Here is an 18495-nt window from a genome sequence, read left to right on the forward strand (position 1 = left end):
CGCATGGTATACCATCTCTTTCCACCACCCCAATCAATTGTGAATTCTTTCCGGCCCTCTACAAATTTCAATAACTCCTGGATTAAGCTATATTTATCCTCATCAACCTTGTTCTTAAGTTGTTCGAAAATCATTTCTCTATTAGATTCTCGTATATACGGGCGCGGGCCCTCCTTGATGAATTCCAGGAATTCTTTATTCTTCAAATCATCGACGATCTTTTTCAAATTGACTATCTCTACTTCATGTCCATTGATGGTAAGGAACTCGTGTCCGTCTCGGTTAGTTGTTTTCCAAGGTATGTTGTTCCTCCAGCATATAATCCGTTTGCATTCTTGCAGACGGGAGCTGTTATGGTGTTTATGTGCAAAGAAGTTAGAAGCGTAGACTTCGAACTCCATACTAATGACTTCTCCATCAACTTTCGCCCGACAATCTGGGAAATCTCCAGTGAATTCCTCTATTACGATTTTTTCTTCCAAATATGGCAGTATCAATCCAAAAAGAATAACGACTTCCTCCTCATAGCAAGGTTCCCACCTTAATCCAGTGAAGTTCTCATCGGACATTCAATCCCCAATTTATCAATTCCGGTATTATATTTTATTTTTTTCCATGTGTTCTGCAGATGAAAAGAAAAAAAGAAAATAATTAGACCTAAACCCTCTCCCCACAACTCCTGCACTTGTAATATTGACTCCATATTCCATCCTCTCTTTGTTCTTCAATGTACTCCATCCCTTTCTCGCCCTCAGCACCGCAAATCAGGCACATAGAGCTGAGTTCTTTGTAGGTAGTATCATCTAGCCCTATTCATAACCATGCGACACCTAGAAGGCTCATAATGGCTTTGGCGAGACGATCAATGGCACGAGTCTTTGTTATAATCCTCTGTTGCTCAATCATTAGTGCATTTTCAGATAGAGATACAGAGTTGATTTTCGATCAAATTATAATCATTCTAAGTAAGAAAGTGTAACTCTACTAAATTATTAATACGAAATTTTATGATATTATCTATTGGGGGAGTTAGATTACAACTTGGGATGAAGCCTTCCAAAATCACCGTAATTACTATTTCACAATATTGAGAGACACTAGAGAAACCGTTTCAGTCAAGGCTGATAAATATATTGATTATGCGAAATATATGCTTTCTAGAATGCCAAGTTTAGAGAATAAGACCTTAGAAGAAATTGATAGTGATATTTGGATCCAAGCATTAAGAGACTATAAAAGATCAAATCGTCGTCATAGGACTTGGGATGATTTACTCAATTACAGGGGATATCAAGTGCTGAGGTCAGTCTTAGTACTTAATAAGAATAATTATACCTGTGTCTATTGCAGGCGAGCTTCAAGTTCTGGATTACCAATGTATGTGGATCATAAAGAGGCGAAAGTACTGGGAGGGGGAGAAGAGTTAGAGAATCTCCAATGCACTTGCATGCAATGTAACCAGGCTTAATTTATATATCCAGAATATCAATTCTTAGAATATATAAATAATTTTAAATAAAACCATTCAATAAAATTGATCCCCTAGTATCAATATCTATTATTATGGGTTCCTCAAGATTCCTCCACCAGATTCGGATATTCCGTTAATGATTGTCTCAAGGGATTGAATGTCACACTTCTACCAAGAAAATGGAGTTGAGATCTCTCTTTACTTTAATGATTGCCATTCTGTACCTTTGAAGGCAGTGATTATCATCTCAATAATCATTATAATCATGTTCATCATGATATTCTTAATCGATATGGAATCGAATCGAACTTCTATCGATGTCTATTAGGCCATCTTTCTCAAGCTCATATGAGATCTTTCTGATAGTCCGATCTTCGATTCCAATGTCTTTTGAGATCTCTGGAATGTTTCCGATGCCCTCTCTGACTTTATCAAGAATCAGCGCTCTTATCATTAGCTTCTCAGCAACTAACCTGACCCTTCTCTTCCAAGGAATCCTTATTTCAAATTCTTCCTCCATCTCATCAAGTTTGACTAAAAGGAAGGATTCCCATATCCTTTCTTGATCATTAATCAAGTTGTTCTGCTCAGCGCATTCTTGAAGAATAAGAGACTCGTCCAATCCTTTTCGAAACAGGATCAGCATATCCTCAAGGTCCCGATTTCGCTCTGTGACGCTCTTCAGCAGGAATATGTCTTCCCTGGAGCAGAGCATTAGGACTAGATTCCCGAAAGTCTGATAACAATCCGACCTGGAGATCATTCCTTCGGATAGCTCAAGTCCATTGCAAACCCTGCGGAGAAAGAGATCAAAACGGACTCCTCGATCATCCCCTTCGAATATCTCTGCATCTACAAGAGCCTCGCATCCCTCAGGTATGCGGTTTGCATGATGGAAACCCATATTTCGAATCGATTCACAGATCAACTCCATGTCGTTATCTGTGGTCAGTATGATATCCACATCCTTGGTCGCGACCTTCTCTCCCCTGAGCGCCATCGCACCTCCGCCAATCATGAACACCTTCACCTTTCTAGGAAGGCTTTCACCGATTCTTGATAATGCTCCTATTAGCTCCTCCCTTCCAAGCTGATCGATCATTTTAATACCCCATAATCTCGACGGAGTTGTTCGAACTCTTGCCTAGAGGGGAATTCGGTCCTCCTTACTTCCTTGCCCCTTAGGTACTTGACCATGTCGGAAATTATTGTCTCTAGTCCAAGTTGACGAGCCTCTTGCAGGAGATACTTCTTATCATAGTCTTTGGAATCCAACAATAGAAGGGAATAGCTTATCCTTGCTCTAGTGCGATCGATCAAGATGTTGAAGAGGGCGTGATCCTCAAGTCTCAGTTCCCGTTTCCAGAAGGACCAATATCGATCGATGAGGTCTGTAACTAAAAGAATGCCGTATCTCTCCATAGCGATTGGCCCTGTAATGCTGCCCTCATCGACATCGTGGTCTATCGATACGGAAAACAAGAAATCAAGACCACCTGCCCATTGAAAGATTGGGCGGTCAATTCGAGATGAAATGTGATGATTGAATACGCCTCTGGAATAATCCTGTAGTAATGAACGAAATCTCTCGTTAATTGAAGGTATTTTTATGATATTCTCCTTTGAGGAGATCAATCCTACCGATTCCAGCTCCCTGACATATTTGCGTAAAGAGTCCTTTTTAAGTCCTGTCTCCTTGGCAACCCGATTATTATCCTTCTCATGATAACATATCGAGAGAAGTATGAGCATCTTTGAATCGAGGAACGCCGAGAATGGATAATCACCTGAACCGAGTATCTGTCTCAACGCCTGCGAGTGAAGTGAATCTGATGGAAGATAACATCTTGGGTGTGCTCCCTCGGAGCGGATGAATCCCCTGCTCTCCAGATTCTCTAGGATTCTATAGGCGGATGGGAGTGACAAAGGAATCGCTTGGGCTAACTCCTTTGCAGCAAGGGGCCTATCCATTAGCGAGATCATACTCCTGATTTCATTCCTGCTCAGAGAGAACATCATGGAATTGATATGATAAAACTATTAATAACTTTATTGTTTCAATTCCAGATTAGAACTATAATGAATTTGAAAGTTGACGAATTCTCACGGATAAATTCATCAAGTTCTTATGATTGATTTGATGATTGCCTTTAGTTGATTATTGATAAATAATAATTGATTGGAGAAACATCCTTTTATTTAATTTGTTTTTACTAATATTTCTAATTCAAAACGATTTTCATGGTTTTATATCCCGAACCTCGTCGCATCCAGATATGCCCTAGATCTCTGCCTTATGTTGAGGTGCAGGTAGATCTGCGTAGTCGAGATGTCCGAGTGACCGAGATTGCCTCTCACCACCTCGAGTGGGATTCCCTTATCCAGCTGCCATGTGGCGCATGTATGCCTCAGTGTGTGCGCGGTAACGTTTGATTGTATTCCCGCCTTCTCAGCTATCTCCCCCACATGCCTCTGCAGCGACCGCTTGCACTTACCGAAGTACTTGTCCTCAGGCCCCAGCTTCTTCTCCTTTGCAAGTATCTTTGCCAGGGAGATCGTGTGAATGTCCAGCGGCGCTAAGCGATCCTTGCTGCCCTTCCCCTGTCTCACGAAGACCGAGCAGCTGCCGATATCGATGTCGCCGGGGGTGATCTCTTGGGCTTCAGCAACCCTAAGCCCGCCGAAGAGCATCAGCCTGCAGGCCAGGAGATCGTCTAGCCTGTCGATGGCCATGATGAAGCGGTCTATCTCCTCGTACCTCAGCACATTCGGGAGTTCCATTGTGTTGGCAACAGACCGGGAGGAATTTGAGATGTTCTCATACGGTTAGTCTATTTCTCTTTTCATAGCATCCTAGTAAACGAGAACCCCTTCCATGGACGCCGCTATGGCCTCCTTAGATCATGTTCAAGTTAGGACAATGCACAAGATGCTATTCCAAAAATAGGAATCCTTTTGTTTCACCAAGCCTGTATACAATACGGGATGTTCATGGCAGAACTTACAGCTGAGATGAAAGAGATGTTCGCAAAGGCCCCGGCATTTCCCGTCGCGACCGCGTCGAAGAACGGTGAGCCGAACGTGGCTCCGATCAAGACCGTCTGGCTGATGGATGACGAGACCATCTGGATCGGGGACAACTTCATGAAGAAGACGCTGGCCAACCTGCAGGAGAACCCAAGGGTATCGATCTATGTGTGGGGTCCCGAGACCAAGGGCTGCCTGCAGATCAAGGGTGACGTGGACATCAAGACCTCAGGGCCCGAATACGAGGATATGAGAGCAAAGATAAAGGCCAAGTCCGACAAGCATCCAGCCAAGTCGTTGATCATCATGAAGATCACCGAAGTGTTCACCTGCTCCCCTGGCCCCGAAGCTGGTAATAGACTAATCTAGAGGGAAAATGTCCTCTTCAAATCGTTCTAATCCAGAGCAGGCCAATCTTTAATGAAGAATCGAGGAATTGAAGAGAGGTGATGCAGGATGATGGACCCTGCATTTACGGACCCTTTCTAGACCTGATCCAGAGGATTTGAATCCACGGATCCAATTGAGATTTGATTCTCTCGATCCCATCCAGCGTTTGAAATAAGATGTCCTGAAATACCTTTCATAAATGAGAAGGGAGACTGTCATCGCCATCGCTGTCTTGGTGGTGATATCGGTTATCGTGGCTGGGGTCATGCTCAGCCTACGCCAGCAGGTCGAGGAGGAGATTACCCCGAACGACGAGTTCTTCACCACCTCCCTGACCGATCCCCTCCATATTGATATCGAGAACTACACGCTCGAGGTATTTGGTCTGATCCAAGAGCCCGCCAACCTCACATATCAGGAGATGCTCGCGATGCCCTCGACCACCGAGAAGGCGACGCTCCGCTGCGTCACTGGTGGTACGGGCACGGCGATCTGGAAGGGCGTGAGGATCAGCGAGTTGATGGAGATGGTTGGCGTCCTCGATGGCGCTCGTGAGCTAGTTTTCCGCTCTCCCGATGGATTCTCTACCAGCCTTACTCTTGATGACGCGATGCGCAGTGATGTTCTCCTGGCCTACGAGATGAATGGTGTTCCTCTTCCAGAGGAGCAGGGCCTCCCGCTGAGGCTCGTTTCCCCAAACCAGTACGGTTACAAGTGGGCCAAGTGGGTGGTGTCAATCGAGGTGGTTGACTACGATTACAAGGGCTACTGGGAGTCGAGGGGTTGGGACGACGGCGCCTATATCTCCCTAGAGAGGGACTGGTGGGTCCATGCCACCATCATGATGGTGGGCGCTGTCCTCGGGACCTTCTCCCTGGTATCCGGGGTGCAGGGTGGCAACCGGTTCTCGAAGAAGGTGAAGAAGCTGTTCTCACTGAAATTCCACATCTACACCGGTTACCTATTCGCAGTCATTATGATCCCGGTGTTCCTGTACTGGTCGCTGGAGACCCTGGTCTTCAGGGGCAACGTCTACTACTCCCTTCACGGTGCCCTCGGACTTGCCATGGTCCTCCTACTGATCCTGAGCATGCTCACCGGCAGATATGCGAGCTTGAAGAGGGCCTCGAGAGCAGGGGAGGCACACCTCGTTCTCTCGGTCGCGATGATCGTACTGCTGTTCGTGACCATCGTCCTTGGATTCGCTCTGGCCTATCTATGAAGCCTTGTCCCCTCTTTTCGACTCCAAGCTGATCAGGTGCTCCAGGTCAATGTCCTTGAAGGCATTTCTCAGGCCCAGCGAATCCACTATCAGGGTCGCCCCGATCAGCATCGCCATCGCCGCCAGGATGTACATGATGAAGCTCACCACGGCTGCGGGGGCCAGGATGACGGCGACTCCTAGTATGAGGGATAAGACGCCCATGCCAAGCCTCTTGTAGAACCCCTCGGGGGTGGCCAATCTTCCCGCTGCGGTCCGTCGGAGGGACATGAAGGCGCTGGAGAACGACCAGAGCGCTATCACCAGGACGAACATCAACGCGAGCCAGATGGGGTTAATGAGGAAGGTGACTATGCCTATCAGCAGGACCCCGAGGCCGAGCATCATTCGCTTCGACGACTCCAGCCTAAAGGGACGGACGGTAATCGCCCTCCATATGAGGAAGAGGGCGAAGCCGATGATGACCACGGGGATGATGTACTTGATGAAGCCTGTGAACCATCTTATCGGATCCAGGGCGAGTATTCCTCCCAGGAGTATCAGGAAGATGCCGGTGACCATGAGCAGCTGCCAGGCTGCCTTGTGCTCCTCCAGGAGCTGAAGGGGATCCTTCTTCACGGAGCTCTTGGATTCGAACAGGAGGGTATTGAAGGTCCCAGCGATCATGAATACCAGCGGGGCGTCGTCCACCAGGTGCAGGAAGGGATGATCCTTGGGATCGTAGCGGTCCTTGTGCACCTTCCACTGATTCTTCGTCTCGTGTACGTGGTACTGACCCTTCCTGTAGCTGGCTATGGTCTCGGGACTGGGGAGATTTATCTTGGATTTCTCCCAGCCCTCGTCCAGGGGCTCGGTGACCTCGCTCTTGTCGACGAAGACCTCGAAGACCCCTTCCTCCAGCGGTTGAAGGTAATCATCCAACCTGGTCAAGGCACATCACCCAGCATTAAATCGATAATATTCGAGAACCCATTATTTCATCGTTTCCCAACGGAAACGATTGAAGTGACACACCCTCCGATGTGTTTCATCACGAGCATGGGAACGGACGTTTGTTCGCCTATTGAGGTGTTGTCATGAAGAGGATTGCAGCTGCTATCCCTTCAGTATTCCTTCCATGCTGTTAACGAAATCTATGGCCGCTTCCAGTGACACGATCGCATCTTCCTCGTACGCTTCGGTGTCAAGACCGTAAAGGGCGACATGGCTGAAACGCCTCAAAACATCGAGGACATTGGCCTTGGCCATGAGCTGTGGATACCTAGACCTGAGGTAGATGGGAATGTATTCTTGATCGTTCTCATCGACACCATCTCTGTAAAGCACCGCTTTCGCCGCGTGGAACATGGCCGCGTAACTGGAAAGTACGACCACCCTGTGTCTCATGGTGTAGAGGTTCTCCTCGGCATCCGCCAAATGCCTTCTGGACTGTTCAAGAGACTTGAGGCTGCTGATAGGGTCCGGAACTGTGAACTTCACCATGGACTTGTCCAAGCAATCTTGCAGATTCATAACATCGCTCCCTTTGCCAGTCGAATCATTCCAAGTAATCAGGAGAAGGTCCCTGATATTGAGAGGTCGTTATACATGCAGTCTTCATGATCCCGATCTTCTAGTTGTGAGGTTCTAGGCCAACGTGTTCAAGAAAGCGGAACGGCAGAGATACCTACATTCATTCCTTTAGAGGGATTACCTTTTTGTAGCTTCACGATTCTTCTCACACGATGCTCCTAGATTTCCTATCCGGGCAGGATGTGCTTATTCTCATCGGTGAGATCACAGTGCTCGTCCTCCTGGGAATATTCATATTGGGTATCATTGTCGGAGTGCTCATAGTCGCCTCCGCTAGAAAGGGCAAATTTTACTTCCCCCGACTGCTGAAACCCGGACTTTCAGCGGTAGGCACCGTGGCCAGAGGATTCTGCCGGCTGCTAGGGATGGACCACAAGGACCTTTCGATATTCTTCATCAAGCTGAGGAACAAGATGAACCGTGAGGCGTTCGCCAAGACTGCGGTGGAAAAGAGGGCCGTGTTCCTTCCCCAGTGCCTTAGATCCATGAAGTGCCCCGCCAAGCTGGGACCTGAGGGCCTTAGCTGCGTGAACTGCGGCCAGTGTGAGGTGAGGGAGGGGAAGAGACTGCTCCAGGACATGGGGTACAAGGTGTTCATCGCCCCGGGATCCACCGTGGTCAAGAGGATGATCAAGAAGTACCGGTTCGAGGCCATCATCGGCGTGGGATGCCTCATGGAGGTCCGCGAGGGTCTCGAGATGTGCGATCAGTATGGGATACCAGCCCAGGGCGTCCTCCAGCTGAGGGACGGTTGCGTGGAGACCGCCGTGAACTGGGATGACGTCATGGAGGTCGCCAAGCTTGGGGCCATAAGCGGATCAAAGGGCTCGACCAGCATCATGGACGAGATCATCATTGAAACTGCTTGATACGATCCTTTTCCCTTTCAGTTCGGCGAAGCATTAGACCTCGTGCTGAAAGACCATTTCCTTAATGCAAATTCGTTCATTGTTTACTGCATTATCTTGATTGAAAAATTTTCATCAATAATAGATTAGTGTTCTTTTAAGATACAGAAATTTTCAAATTATTTGTTATTTATCGTGAATAATCGGGATTTTTGATGAAAATATTTAAATGTTATAACGATAGTGCATCTTAGCTGAAGGTAGAGGTGTCCGATTGAAGGAGATCGATGACCTGGATAAGAGCATCCTTCGCATACTGCAAAGAGATGGCACTGCCAGCTACGAATCAATCTCCAGCGAGGTCGGCACTTCGGTGGGAACGGTCTATAACCGGATCAAGAGGCTGAAGGAGGATGGTATCATCCTCCGCATTATTCCAGAGATTGACACTAGAGAGCTGGGCTACGATATTGTCGCGTTAATCGACGTCAGGATCGAGGGCGGCCATGTCATCAAGGTCCAGCAGGAATTCTCCAGGCATCCAAACGTGTGCAGTGTATACGATGTCACTGGAGAATACGATACCATGTTCGTCACCAAGTTCAAGAACACCCAGGAGCTGAACCTGTTCGTGAAAACCCTGGGCGGTCACAAGAACGTGCACAGGACGAATACCAAGCTCGCTCTGAACGTGATCAAGGAAGGTACCGCTCCCCAGATCTGACACATTGCAAGGAGGCATGATGCGATCAAGCATGACGAGTACGCCCTCTTCACGGGCTGCCTTATCAGGGATCGTTTTCCCTTCATGGAGAGCGCCACCCGTTCAGTCCTAGATGCCTTGGAAGTGAAGCTCAATGACATGCCCGGTGCCAGCTGCTGCCCAAACCAGATGACGGTGCAGAGTGGTAGCGTGGGTGTGTGGTACCTGCTGGCGGCCAGGAACCTCTGCATCGCGGAGGAGATGGGGATGGACATCCTGACCCTGTGCAACGGCTGCTTCGACACGCTCAAGACGGCAAACTCCTGGCTGAAGGTAAATTCCCGCTTCCGGGAGAGAATTAACGATATTCTCGCCAACTTCGGAGAGGAGTTCAAGGGCACCATTGATGTCAAGAACATTCTCCAGGTGCTCCATGATGATGTTGGTACGGGAAGAATCGAAGGCAGTTTGGTTCATCCACTCAATGGTCTCAGGATCGCTCCCTTCGTGGGGTGCCATGTCCGCCGTCCAATGGATAAGATGGGTTTCGAGGATCCACAGGAGCCACAATACCTGGTAAGGCTCGTCAAGGGCCTGGGCGGAGAGATCGTTGGCTACGCAGAGAAGAACTCCTGCTGCGGAGGAGGGCTTTCCGTCGCAAGGAAGGAGGACGCCTACGGCTCGTCAAGGCGCATCCTGCGCTCCGCAAGGGAGGCGGGTGCTGAGGCGATGGTGGTGAACTGCCCCTACTGCTACTCCCAGTTACACAGGGGCCAGCCTACGATCAACGAGCGGTTCCATGATGGGCTGGAGATCCCTATCATGTACATCACCCAGATGATGGGTGTGGCCATGGGCATCCCATTGGAGGAGCTGGGATTCGAGGAGGCCCTGGGAGAGTCAAGCAGCCCCGAGAGAATTCTGGCTGAGGGTATTGCCACCCATGATGAGGATGAAGACAGCATACTGGACAAGGGGACCATGGCCCAGGTGGAGGTCTGCTCCCGATGCCTGGCATGCACTGATGACTGCCCCACGGCAATGACCGTCAATGAGTACAGACCTGAGGAGATCATCACTCTCGTGAGAAAAGGGAGGGCGATGGACGCGGCCCGAAGGGAGGACATCTGGTTCTGCATGAACTGCCATGAGTGCGTGGAGAAGTGCCCCCAGGGCTACGGTATGGTCCGCTTGATGATCGAATTGAAGAACCGGGCCTCGGAAATGGGAATCAGGCCCGATGTTGTAGAAAGGAGGCTCGAATCTCTAAGAGCCTCTGGTTTCGCGTTCAACAGCAAGGGAGAGGCTCCTGGATCACATGTGGATGAGTTGCAGGATCTGATAGAAAAAGCTTCCAAGGAAAGGTTCCAGCTATGAGGTGAACTCATCTTGCACACCAATTCAGACAACTATGGAATAGGACCTTCCCGGGGCACCCTGGGAAGGCTTGGGGAAAGGGCGATCGTTGGCGATAAGATCGGACGATTGGGTATCACCATCCCACCCAGTGGCTTCCGGAAGGAGATGTCCGCCTGCGGGATCGCCGGTCTCATAAACATCGACGGCAAGAGGGAGAACGGTCGAAAGGTGGTTGATATGATAACCACCATGCTGGAGAGGGAGAACGGCCTTGGAGCTGGTTACGCCTGCTACGGCCTCTTTCCGGAGATGCAGGAGCACTATTGCCTCCAGCTGCTGCTTGACGACCGGCAGTCGAAGGAAGCGGTGGAGGACCTCCTGGTTGAAAGGGTGGAGGTCCACAAGGACGAAGAGGTCTTCACCCGCAAGGTGAAGGGGATGCGCGGCCCCTATCCGCTAATCTGGAGATTCTTCCTCGAGGTTCCAAGGAAGAGGATCGACGAGAACCCGGACCTGGAGGGAGAGGACGATTATATCGTGGATATGGTCATGGAGATCAACTCCAGGATCCCTGGAGCGTTCTGCATGTCGTCGGGAAAGGACATGGCCGTCTTCAAGGGAAACGGATGGAGCCATGACATCGCCGAGTTCTACGACCTCGAGAGGTACAGCGGGAACATGTGGCTCTCCCATTCTCGATTTCCGACGAACACCCCGGGATGGTGGGGCGGCGCCCACCCCTTCAACATACTCGATTGGTCGCTGTGCCACAACGGCGAGATCACCTCCTACGGTACGAACAAGAGATACGTTGAGATGTGGGGGTACAAGTGCACCATGCTGACCGACTCCGAGGTCGTCACATACCTGTGGGATCTGCTTTGCAGGCGTCATGGGCTTCCTCCGATCGTCGCTTCGATGGCCGTTGCCCCTAGATATTACGATGACATTGGAAGGCTAGCCGATGAGCAGAGGGAGGTGGCCATACGATTGAGACGGACATACGCCAACGCCATGATCAACGGGCCATTCAGCATTCTCGTCGGCAAGGCCAGGCCGGTGCCCACTCTCATCGCCCTCACCGATCGCAAGAAACTTCGACCCATGATCGGCGGGATATCGGGGGATGAAGGAACGGTCTTCGCCGCCAGCGAGGAATGCGCCATTCGGAGGGTCGAGCGTGACGGGGAGATATGGGCCCCGGTCGCAGGGAACCCTCTGATCGCCAGGATGGGTGACGGCATCGTGTGGGACGGCCTCAAGGACCAGTCCCAGTACAAGAGGATGAGGGTGATCGCTTGACCGTTACCGCATCCCCTGGAATAAGGATCGAGAGCCCCTCGAAGTTTCGAATAGACATCGACAGGGAGCGCTGCAAGATATGCCGCCGCTGCGTGATCAACTGCACCTTTGATGCCATGCGGTTCAACGGCGACAGGATCGTTCCCGACCACGACAACTGCGTCGCATGTCAGAGATGCGCCATGAAGTGCCCCCAGGGGGCGATCACCATCAAGGAGAACGAAATGGCGTTCCCTGCACACTCCGCATACACCGAGCGCATCAGGCGCATAGGGTGGGAGCAGGCCTCGACCGGAGGGGTGATGCTCTCCTCCTGCGGGAACGATCTACCATATAGATCAATATTTGACGACCTGGTGCTGGACGCCGCCCAGGTCACCAACCCCGCCATCGATCCGCTCAGGGAGCCCATCGAGACCAGGTGCTTCCTGGGCGCGAGACCTGATAGATTGGATTTCACCGAGACCGAGGACGAGATCCTGCTGGACACGGAGATGTCCCCTGGCGTCATGCTGCGCACGCCCATCATGATCGGGCAGATGTCCCTGGGCAGCATCAGCTACAACGCCCAGATCGCGCTCTTCAGGGCCGCGATGGAGACCGGAACGCTTGTCGGAACCGGAGAGGGCGGATTGCACTCCGACTTCTACGAGTACGGCAGCATCATCAACAGCGAGGTGGCGAGTGGACGCTTCGGCATCAACCCCCCTTATCTCAAGAAGGTCGCCTCGCTCGAGATCAAGATCGGGCAGGGAGCTAAACCCGGTCATGGAGGACACCTGCCCGGGGAGAAGACCACCGAGATGATATCCCAGACCCGCATGATACCCAAGGGAACGGACGCTCTTTCACCATATCCGCATCACGACATCTACAGCATAGAGGATCTTCAGCAGCTCATCTACGCTCTGAAAGAGTCGACCCGCTACCGGGTACCCGTGGGAGTGAAAGTGGCCGCGGTCCACAACGTTGCGGCTATCGCTTCAGGCATGGTAAGGGCCGGTGCGGACTTCATAACCATAGACGGTTTCCGTGGAGGAACTGGAGCCGCCCCCCGCATAATAAGGGACCACGCCGGAATACCTCTTGAGTTGGCGATCGCGGCGGTCGACCAAAGACTCAGGGAGGAGGGTATTCGACATCGAGCCACGCTGTGCGCGGGAGGAAGCATCCGCTACTCCGCCGATCTGGTGAAGGCCCTCGCTCTGGGAGCGGACGTGGCCATGATCTGCACGCCGGTGCTCATAGCCATGGGTTGCAGGGTATGCCAGCAGTGCCATCGCGGCCTCTGCTCATGGGGTATCGCCACCCAGAACCCCACCTACACCCAGAGGCTGGATATCGATGTGGCGGCGAGGAGAGTGTCCAATCTTCTGTACGCGTGGAATGAGGAGCTAAGGGAGATCTGCGGGGCCATGGGAATAGATTCCGTAGAGAGCTTTGTGGGCAACAGGGACCGCCTGAGGTACTTGGGTCCCAACCCCAGGATCGCCGAGATACTTGGGGTCAAGCACGCCGGTGAGGCGTGGGGGTGATCGGATGGAGAACGGAACTGTGAAGATCGACGCACTTGACAACGAATCTGGCAAGCCCCTGAGATACTGGGTGCTGAACGACCTGATTCACAAGGCCGCTGACGGCGGAGCGAAGCACATCGTGGTCGAGAATGTGCTTGGCCAGAGGTTCATCGGAGCATGCATGGAGCACAAGGACCTCCTTCTGGAGATCCACGGAACACCGGGCAACGATCTGGGCGTGTTCATGAGCGGTCCGAGGATCGAGGTCTTCGGCAACTGCGAGGACCAGATCGGGAACACCATGGACCACGGGGAGATCGTTGTCCATGGAAACGCCTGGGATGTTACTGGTCTGGCCGCTAGAGGTGGTAAGATATTCGTCCGCGGCAACGGAGGATACCGGATCGGCATCCACATGAAAGCCTATCGCGAGGCAAAGCCAGTGGTGGTGTACGGCGGAGGCGTGAAGGAGTTCTTCGGCGAGTACATGGCTGGCGGCACCCTGGTGGCGTTGGGCATGAGAATAGGCAACGGCTCCATCAAGGACCTGCCGCCCGAGGAGGTCGTGCGAGGAAGCATAGGGTGCGGGATGCATGGAGGCGCAATCTACATCCGCGGAGAGGTGTCCGAGCACCAGCTGGGAGTGGGGGCGAGCATTCGACCCTTCACGGAGGAGGACTCCAGACTGCTGAAGCCCATACTGGAGGAGTTCTCCAAGAGGTTCGGAGTTCCCATGGAGACCATTGAGAGCAGGGGATTCACCAAGATCATGCCCGCTTCGTCAAGGCCGTTCGGGGCCTACTACAACCCGCGCTCGGTGTGACCGGTGCCATTTCATTCATTTGATCTGTCAGTCGAATCCTGACAGGATGATCGGGTCGCGAAACGATTATCGGTACAGTTGTCCATCATTTCTATGGATGGACCAGCATGAGGAAGGTCAGGTACCAGGGGGAGAACAGGTACGAGGAGTTCCTTGAACGGGCACGTACCATCTCGGAGAAGATATCCACGATAGACGGCGTGGTTGGAATATTGGCGACCGGAGGGCTGGGAAGGGGGTTCTGCGACGATTACTCAGACCTAGACCTCATCGTTTATGTCGATGATGATGAAGTTGACGAGATATCGGAATATATCGCGGTTGGTGTCCGTTATCAGGGGATAGAGCTCGATACCCCGGTGGAATCGTTCGATCAGGCTCTTGCCCAACCGGTTCCGTCCGGGTACTGGTCCCAGGTGATGAGGTGGGACAGGCAGGACTCCCAGATAATGTACGATCCAGATGATCGATTGAGAGACCTCCTGGAGAGCAAGCTGATCTTTCCCGAGGAGGAGAGGCAGCGGATCATGGAGAATCATAGGAACGAGGTGGAGGAGAAACTCCGCTTCGAGTTGGAGATGTGGGATTCAAGGGGCGACATACACAACATGTCCCACGCCCTCCGTCAGGGAGTGGAGCACCTCATTCTGTGGATATACGCCAAGAACCGGGAGTTCCAACCTTACCTCCCAAAGTGGATTTTCTATCAGCTTGAGAACGGTTTCGTTCCCGAGTCGGAGCATTTCGATCAGATACGGGATGCTTACACCAGAGCCATGGAGACCAGGGATCAGGTGAGGGCAGTGCAAAGGGAGCTTGTCATGCTCTGCGCTAGAATCGGACTGGAGTTCGAGTACCGCGGTCTTGAGGATCTTCTCTCCAGATTCGACAGGAAGTGGATGGAGTCATCAGAGAGGACCCGGCATTATCTAAGCTGGTGAAAGACCCTGCAATGAGTGTAAGATTATTCTATTGCTGACGCCCTTCATATGATTGACATGGCCCTCAGCATCCTCTTCGTCGAACCTCCCAAGGACTACTGGTTCCTGATGGGAGAGTATCTCCCGCCGCCAACCGGCCTCCTGGCTCTTGCAGCCTATGTAGAGAGGGAGCTGCCTGATGTAGAGATCGAGGTTATGGACTGTCAGGCCGAGGCCAAGGGATGGAAGGATATCGAGAACAGGATTTCTTCGATCTCGCCCTCGATCGTCGCTGCCTCTGGATTCACCTGCAATGCCTACGTCTGCGCCAGGGTGGCCGAGATCGCCAAGCAGGTCTCGGAGGATATCGTGACCGTCATGGGAGGACAGCATTTCTCCTTCACCGCGGAGGAGTCGCTCATTGACTTTCCGGAGATCGACTTCATCGTCAGGGGAGAGGGAGAGGTCACCCTGGTGGAGCTGATCAAGTGCTTGGCGAATGGCTCTCACCCAGGTAAGGTTCGTGGAACATCCTTCAAGCACGATGGTACGGTCGTTCACAATCCTCCCAGAGAGCTCATCGAGAACCTGGACTCGCTGCCCTATCCGGCGTACCATCTGATCGAGGACAATCTTCACAGATATCACTTCTCAATGATGGCCGGCAAGAACACGGTATATCTGATTCTTGAGGGATCGCGTGGCTGCAGCCACAGGTGCAGGTTCTGCACCCAGTGGAAGCATTGGAACGGAACCTGGAGGACCAAGTCTCCTCGACGCATAGCTGATGAGATGGAGCACCTTCACCAGCGTTTCGGAGGGGAGTTCCTGTGGCTCACCGATGACAACTTCGGATACCGGAAGCGGGGGGAGGGACTGTACGAGGAGCTCAGGAAGAGAGGGTACACCGAAGACATATCCTGGTTCTTCCAGGCTCGAACCGACGACATTGTGGGCAATCCAGAGCTGGTTGCGAAGCTCAGGTCCGTGGGGAACAACTGGGTGCTCGTGGGCGTGGAGAACAACTCACCAGAGGTGCTGAAGGATTTCAACAAGGACATAAGGACGGGCGATTCACGGCAAGCGATAAGAGTTCTTCGCGATAACGATGTGTTCTCCCAGGCCATGATCGTCATCGGATCCAGAAACGATAACGCAGACTCCATTGAGAGAACCAGGGAGTTCAGCCTCGACCTGGAGAGCGATCTGCTGATCTACACCGCCCTGACCCCTTATCCAGGTACATCGATACATGATGAGGCAGCCTCCAACGGATGGATAGAGGACACCAACTACGCCCATTACGACATGGCCCATGCCATAATGCCCACCGAGATGCTGACCAGGAGGGAGGTCCAGGAGGAGCTGTTTAAGTGCTATCGCTCCTTCTACGGCTCCGTTCCCAAGAACATCAGCGGTTTCTTCTCCAAGAACGAGATCAAGAGGAGATGCTATCGGCACATGGCCGGAAAGCGGGTCCTGAGCAGCCTGAGGCGACTGATTTGAATCGCAATGTGGGATACTTCGTGCTCCTCTCCTTCATTGGTGGCATCTGCGTCGTGATCATTGGATGGATGGGTTCATTCCAGGCGGAGGCGGTGGATTCGTGGGGGAAGCTTCTGGTGGGAGCGCCCTTCATCCTGAGCTGTATCATTGGCATCTCTCTCGCATTCCGCCCCAGCTGGATCGGCAGAATGTTCAAATCAAATAAGAATTTAAAAGGGGAAGAGAGAAAGGTTTTGAGAAGGGTCAGGGGGCATCATCCAGACTGCGACAGGTTCGAAGGTCATGTGGTAAGGATAGATGATAAGACCGTTTGCACTGGATGTCTGGGTTTGGCCGTAGGGGCAGTAATATCGATAATCCTGATGATCGCGTACATGATCATCCCCCTCGAGTTCTTCTCCCCTTCACTGTATTTACTATTGACAGTTGGTCTAGCAATGGTCGCCCTTAGCCTGTTCGAGGCCGCATTCACCAGGAACCGCTTCATCCACATTCTATTGAACATTCTACTGATACTGGGTTTCTTCTTGACCGTGATGAGCGTGTTCCAGCTGTCCGGCAAGCCGATCTACAGCTGGGTGGTGATCATCATATCCTTCTTGTGGTTAGAAACAAGGATACAGATCGCGAACTGGAGACACGACCGAATATGCTCCAGTTGCTCAGAGGACTGCAAGATCTTCGACTCGACTAACGCTTGACCAGGATGCTTACTCCCCAGATGATTATGGCCAATCCCACCAATACAGGGATTATCCACCAGAAGCTGAAATTGTAAACCCAGTCGGGAAGTCCCTCGATGTTCTTCAGGCCGAACTCGAAAACCAGCCACAAACCGATTAGAATGACTATTATTGCCCAGAAGATCTTGCCAGCCGGCCCTCGTCCAGAGCACATCTCCTCGCACTTCTTGTCGATCTCCTTGTCCTTGTCCCACCTCTCCCCCATCAGGGGAGCTCCGCAATTGGAACAATATCTGGACCCATCAGGATTCTGAGTGCCGCACTTGGGGCAGTAAACCATTGGAATGAAATTGTCTACGATTGTATTTAATCATCTCTTCGTTCGGGCTTGAGATCTAATGAAAGAAATAAGGAAAAGGTTTGATCGCGAGACGATCGGACCAGAGATCACTTCAGAACCCAGACGCAGTCCTGGCCGTAGAACGCCGTTCCGTCGAATTCTTCCATAAGGTTGCCGATGATGGTCAACGGGAAGGTCTCCCCCTTGTCGTCGGGCAAGGTGATGAGCATCTTGACCTCTTGTGTCTTGAACTTCAAGGTTAGATCGAGTATCCCGTCCCCGTTGAGGTCATGACAGCAGCACAGCTCACCTAAGTAAGGGGTGGCGACATCCTCATAAGCCCAGCGAAGTGGAGCCACTGAGTATTCATATCCTTCTCTGGTCAATCTCACCGTCGCAGGGTCTATGGTTGTCACATCGAAGTCCTCCGTCCCAAGAATGGCGACTGGCAGGACACCGTTGCTCTTGGTGTTGATGGGGTTGGGGCACGATCCGGGCTTGATGTCCACGAATACTTGAATCCTTACCTCAGGAACGACCCGTTCCAAGGTCAGCATTGCCCAAGCCGTGGAAATGTTCTTCAAACCGATCCCGTACCCGTTGGTGGACGCCCACCATCCGTCAGTGTCCTGATGCTCAAGAATGTAAGCGGAAACGTTCTCGTACCAGTTGATGTCGAATCCACCGACCTCAATGGTTTCGATGCCATAGGCCTCGAATCCCTTCATCATGGTGAACATGGCCTGGTAGTCGCCCCGCCATCCGGCTCCATCGGCGTTACCGCCATAGTTGAAGTAATAGGTCTCGATGAA

20 protein-coding genes are annotated in these 18495 nt (G+C 51.7%); 12 read left to right on the top strand and 8 right to left on the bottom strand.

Features of this window, described 5'->3' with window-relative positions; translation table 11 throughout:
* A partial coding sequence (locus tag GKC03_09285) for a hypothetical protein (GenBank protein NYT12718.1) occupies window positions 1-569 on the bottom strand: 569 nt, incomplete at its 3' end.
* A 518-nt stretch (window positions 570-1087) separates the two neighbouring features.
* Here GKC03_09285 and GKC03_09290 point away from each other — a divergent pair.
* Complete coding sequence (locus tag GKC03_09290; protein ID NYT12719.1) at window positions 1088-1468, top strand: HNH endonuclease; 381 nt, start codon at window positions 1088-1090, stop codon at window positions 1466-1468.
* A 286-nt stretch (window positions 1469-1754) separates the two neighbouring features.
* Here GKC03_09290 and GKC03_09295 read toward each other — a convergent pair whose 3' ends face one another.
* From GKC03_09295 to GKC03_09305, 3 genes are all read right to left on the bottom strand, one after another.
* On the bottom strand, window positions 1755-2573 hold the full coding sequence (locus GKC03_09295) for a hypothetical protein (GenBank protein NYT12720.1): 819 nt from the start codon (window positions 2571-2573) through the stop codon (window positions 1755-1757).
* Window positions 2570-3487 carry a helix-turn-helix domain-containing protein gene (locus GKC03_09300; GenBank protein ID NYT12721.1) on the bottom strand — a complete coding sequence of 306 codons (918 nt, stop codon included), beginning with the start codon at window positions 3485-3487 and terminating at the stop codon, window positions 2570-2572. Before GKC03_09300 ends, GKC03_09295 begins: the two co-directional genes overlap by 4 nt.
* A gap of 231 nt (window positions 3488-3718) precedes the next feature.
* Entirely contained in the window at window positions 3719-4252 is a 534-nt protein-coding gene (locus tag GKC03_09305; protein NYT12722.1) for a tyrosine-type recombinase/integrase, read from the bottom strand.
* A gap of 210 nt (window positions 4253-4462) precedes the next feature.
* On the opposite strand from GKC03_09305, the gene GKC03_09310 reads away from it, so the two are divergent.
* Window positions 4463-4867: a pyridoxamine 5-phosphate oxidase gene (locus GKC03_09310; protein ID NYT12723.1), complete on the top strand. Its 405-nt coding sequence runs from the start codon at window positions 4463-4465 to the stop codon at window positions 4865-4867.
* Window positions 4868-5087: 220 nt separating this feature from the next.
* Window positions 5088-6110, top strand: a complete 1023-nt coding sequence (locus tag GKC03_09315) for a molybdopterin-dependent oxidoreductase (GenBank protein NYT12724.1) — start codon at window positions 5088-5090, stop codon at window positions 6108-6110.
* Here GKC03_09315 and GKC03_09320 read toward each other — a convergent pair.
* Both GKC03_09320 and GKC03_09325 read right to left on the bottom strand, forming a co-directional pair.
* A complete protein-coding gene (locus tag GKC03_09320) occupies window positions 6105-7040 on the bottom strand; it encodes a hypothetical protein (GenBank protein ID NYT12725.1) in 936 nt (311 codons plus the stop codon). The two genes, GKC03_09315 and GKC03_09320, sit on opposite strands and share 6 nt — an antisense overlap.
* A 165-nt stretch (window positions 7041-7205) precedes the next feature.
* On the bottom strand, window positions 7206-7622 hold the full coding sequence (locus GKC03_09325) for a HEPN domain-containing protein (protein NYT12726.1): 417 nt from the start codon (window positions 7620-7622) through the stop codon (window positions 7206-7208).
* A 212-nt stretch (window positions 7623-7834) separates the two neighbouring features.
* On the opposite strand from GKC03_09325, the gene GKC03_09330 reads away from it, so the two are divergent.
* The 9 genes from GKC03_09330 to GKC03_09370 all read left to right on the top strand — a co-directional run bounded on the left by GKC03_09330 (window position 7835) and on the right by GKC03_09370 (window position 17361).
* Window positions 7835-8551: a DUF116 domain-containing protein gene (locus GKC03_09330; GenBank protein ID NYT12727.1), complete on the top strand. Its 717-nt coding sequence runs from the start codon at window positions 7835-7837 to the stop codon at window positions 8549-8551.
* A gap of 253 nt (window positions 8552-8804) precedes the next feature.
* On the top strand, window positions 8805-9254 hold the full coding sequence (locus tag GKC03_09335) for an Lrp/AsnC family transcriptional regulator (GenBank protein NYT12728.1): 450 nt from the start codon (window positions 8805-8807) through the stop codon (window positions 9252-9254).
* A gap of 84 nt (window positions 9255-9338) precedes the next feature.
* Window positions 9339-10610 carry a 4Fe-4S dicluster domain-containing protein gene (locus GKC03_09340; protein ID NYT12729.1) on the top strand — a complete coding sequence of 424 codons (1272 nt, stop codon included), beginning with the start codon at window positions 9339-9341 and terminating at the stop codon, window positions 10608-10610.
* Between the two features lie 147 nt (window positions 10611-10757).
* On the top strand, window positions 10758-11894 hold the full coding sequence (locus GKC03_09345) for a glutamine amidotransferase family protein (GenBank protein ID NYT12730.1): 1137 nt from the start codon (window positions 10758-10760) through the stop codon (window positions 11892-11894).
* Window positions 11895-12010: 116 nt separating this feature from the next.
* Complete coding sequence (locus tag GKC03_09350) at window positions 12011-13429, top strand: FMN-binding glutamate synthase family protein (protein NYT12731.1); 1419 nt, start codon at window positions 12011-12013, stop codon at window positions 13427-13429.
* A gap of 4 nt (window positions 13430-13433) precedes the next feature.
* Window positions 13434-14234: a hypothetical protein gene (locus GKC03_09355; GenBank protein ID NYT12732.1), complete on the top strand. Its 801-nt coding sequence runs from the start codon at window positions 13434-13436 to the stop codon at window positions 14232-14234.
* Between the two features lie 107 nt (window positions 14235-14341).
* Complete coding sequence (locus tag GKC03_09360; protein NYT12733.1) at window positions 14342-15175, top strand: DUF4037 domain-containing protein; 834 nt, start codon at window positions 14342-14344, stop codon at window positions 15173-15175.
* A 57-nt stretch (window positions 15176-15232) separates the two neighbouring features.
* Window positions 15233-16660 (top strand): radical SAM protein, encoded by a 1428-nt coding sequence (locus tag GKC03_09365; GenBank protein NYT12734.1) that lies wholly within the window; start codon window positions 15233-15235, stop codon window positions 16658-16660.
* Window positions 16657-17361, top strand: coding sequence for a hypothetical protein (locus GKC03_09370; GenBank protein ID NYT12735.1), 705 nt, complete (start codon window positions 16657-16659; stop codon window positions 17359-17361). Before GKC03_09365 ends, GKC03_09370 begins: the two co-directional genes overlap by 4 nt.
* Here GKC03_09370 and GKC03_09375 read toward each other — a convergent pair.
* Window positions 17351-17683 carry a zinc-ribbon domain-containing protein gene (locus GKC03_09375; GenBank protein ID NYT12736.1) on the bottom strand — a complete coding sequence of 111 codons (333 nt, stop codon included), beginning with the start codon at window positions 17681-17683 and terminating at the stop codon, window positions 17351-17353. The genes GKC03_09370 and GKC03_09375 overlap by 11 nt on opposite strands.
* Before the next feature lie 107 nt (window positions 17684-17790).
* Window positions 17791-18495 (bottom strand): hypothetical protein (locus GKC03_09380; protein NYT12737.1); only part of this gene is annotated, 705 nt, incomplete at its 5' end.

Source organism: Methanomassiliicoccales archaeon, assembly GCA_013415695.1.
GTDB lineage: Archaea > Thermoplasmatota > Thermoplasmata > Methanomassiliicoccales > JAAEEP01 > JAAEEP01.